The sequence below is a fragment of the Brooklawnia sp. genome (genome assembly GCF_032229645.1).
GTDB lineage: Bacteria > Actinomycetota > Actinomycetes > Propionibacteriales > Propionibacteriaceae > Brooklawnia.
Genome location: NZ_JAVTWX010000091.1, coordinates 1 through 2,415 on the forward strand (window position 1 = coordinate 1; position 2,415 = coordinate 2,415).

The 2,415-nt window shown below is 61.6% G+C and carries 4 protein-coding genes; 3 read left to right on the plus strand and 1 reads right to left on the minus strand.

What is annotated here, in order from left to right:
- From AAFP05_RS06800 to AAFP05_RS06810, 3 genes are all read left to right on the plus strand, one after another.
- A partial coding sequence (locus AAFP05_RS06800; protein WP_341729100.1) for a toxic anion resistance protein occupies positions 1 to 1,252 on the plus strand: 1,252 nt, incomplete at its 5' end.
- A gap of 26 nt (positions 1,253 to 1,278) precedes the next feature.
- Positions 1,279 to 1,812, plus strand: a complete 534-nt coding sequence (locus AAFP05_RS06805) for a hypothetical protein (protein WP_341729101.1) — start codon at positions 1,279 to 1,281, stop codon at positions 1,810 to 1,812.
- Positions 1,813 to 1,856: 44 nt separating this feature from the next.
- A complete protein-coding gene (locus AAFP05_RS06810) occupies positions 1,857 to 2,138 on the plus strand; it encodes a HigA family addiction module antitoxin (RefSeq protein ID WP_341729102.1) in 282 nt (93 codons plus the stop codon).
- Positions 2,139 to 2,179: 41 nt separating this feature from the next.
- Here the strand turns inward: AAFP05_RS06810 and AAFP05_RS06815 are convergent.
- Positions 2,180 to 2,415: hypothetical protein (locus tag AAFP05_RS06815; RefSeq protein ID WP_341729103.1), on the minus strand; the 236-nt coding region annotated here is incomplete at its 5' end.

The following is a 2,415-nucleotide window of genomic DNA, read 5'->3' on the forward strand; positions in this document are numbered from 1 at the left end:
GCAGGGCCAGACCGCGCCGAGTCAGGCAGTTGTGGCGCGGCCACTCACCCCGCCACCCACAGCTACTGCGCTGACCCTTGAGGCACCCGCACCGATGCCGGTTGTTCAGACAACTCAGGCTCCACAGATGGCGCCGCCGGTTACTGCGGAGCAGCGGCCGGGGCTGGATGCCAAAGTTGGCCAGTTCATGACGGCGATCATGGCCGAACAGGCCAGCAGCCCTGAATTCAGTGCTCAGGCGGACGCCGTGCGCAGCATGGGCGATGCCGATATCCGGCGCGCCGCCGAGATGAGCAACCGGCTGCTGGACACCCCGGTCAAGGAACTGAAATCAGGCGGGCTGAGCGAGGTCTCGAAGGTCTCCAACACCCTGATCGAGCTTCGCAAGACAGTGGAGGGTCTCGACCCGTCCGAGGTCACCAAGCAGAAGAAGATTCTTGGTTTCATCCCGTTCGGCGACAAGGTTCAGGATTACTTCCGCAAGTACCAGTCGAGCCAGCAGCAGCTGAACGCGATTCTGCACGCGCTACGATCCGGCCAGGACGAGTTGACCAAGGACAACGTCAGCCTCAACATGGAGAAGCAGCAACTCTGGGACACCATGAATCGGCTCAACCAGTACATCTACCTGGCTGAGCGGCTCGACACCCAGCTGTCCGCGTCCATCGCGGAATTGCAGGTCACCGACCCGATGAAGGCGGACGCTCTCAACAAGGACGTGCTCTTCTACGTCCGCCAGAAGCATCAGGATCTGCTCACCCAGCTGGCCGTGTCGATTCAGGGCTACCTGGCCATCGACGTGATCATCAAGAACAACATGGAGCTGATCAAGGGCGTTGACCGCGCGTCCACCACGACCGTGTCCGCGTTGCGCACCGCAGTGATCACCGCTCAGGCGCTCGGCAATCAGAAGCTGGTGCTCGACCAGATCAGTGCGCTGAACACCACCACGTCGGGCTTGATCGAGCGCACCAGCGAAATGCTGAAGACGAACTCGGTCACTATTCAGCAGCAGGCCGCCAGCTCGACGATCTCGATCGAGTCGCTTCAGAAGGCATTCGCGAACATCTACGAGACGATGGATTCGATCGACAGCTTCAAGATCGAGGCCCTCAACAACATGAGCCAGACCATCGGGACGCTGGAGACCGAGGTCGCCAAGTCGCGGGCCTATCTGCAACGGGCCCGCCAATCGGACGATCGGGCGGCCATCACCAATTCGCTGTCGGTGCCCGACTACAACCTGGGCTGAGTGTCCCGATCCGAAGGAAGTAAGCGATGGGAATCTTCGGCTGGCTTCGGGGAGAGCAGAAAGCTGCCGATCCTGAAACCCTGGCTTCCCCGGCGCCGACCTCGCAGGACATCGAGGCGGCGCTGGTCAAGGCTGAGCGGATGGTCGTGGAGGGGCATGCGCCGACACCGGTGCTGGCCCGGGTGCTGCGCATCATCACGGTGGTTCGCGCTATCGTGCCGCGGCTGGGCAATCTGGGTCTCGATTCTCAGGACGCCTACACGGTCGTGGCCACCGCCACCGATTACCTCCCCGAGTCGGTAGCCGGATACCTGGCATTGCCGCGCGACTGGGCCGACACTCGTCCGGTCGCCAACGGCAAGTCGTCGCTGCTCTTGCTGGTCGATCAACTCGACCTGCTCAGTCTGACGATCTCGCGGATGTATGACGCCACCAACCGGATGGACGCGGCCGCGTTGGTCGCTCAGGGTGCGTTCCTGGAGTCAAAGTTCGGCGGAAAGGTGACGCCTGCCCGGATGGACGCTCCGGTTCAGCAGTCCAAAAACCCGCTCGATCTGTGAGGTGCTCGTTGAGCTCGTCGACTACCACTGAGGATGACCGGATCGTGCCGATTCATCCGGGCGAGATCTTGATGGAGGACTTCATTGCGGGCTTCGGGATCACGCAGAATAAGCTGGCCGTCTCGATCGGCGTGCCTCCTCGTCGGATCAATGAGATTGTGCACGGCAAGCGGGGTATTACCGCAGATACGGCGATTCGCCTGGCTCGATACTTCGGCACCTCGGAGGAGTTCTGGATGAATCTGCAGTCGAACTATGAGCTTCGCCTCGAGCGTCGCGTGCTGCACGACACGGTGGCGGCGATCACACCGCTGAAGGCCGCGTGATCGTAAAGCCCACCGGGCGTAGACATCACATGGGCGGAGACTCATGGTGACTTGTTCCTCGACCAAATCTGGCCCGGTGTCTTCATGACACTTCCGACACCGGTTCGTCGCGCGAGCCGGTTGAGGTAGTCGTTGAGTTGGTCGCGGTTCCAGGTCCAGTTGAAGGGGCGGCTGGTGGTGTTGTACCAGTCCTGAAAGTCGACGATCCGTTGGGCGAGGGTGTTGAAGGACGCGCCGTGGAGGCGAATGGTTTGATTCCGGTGGTCGTGTCGGTGAT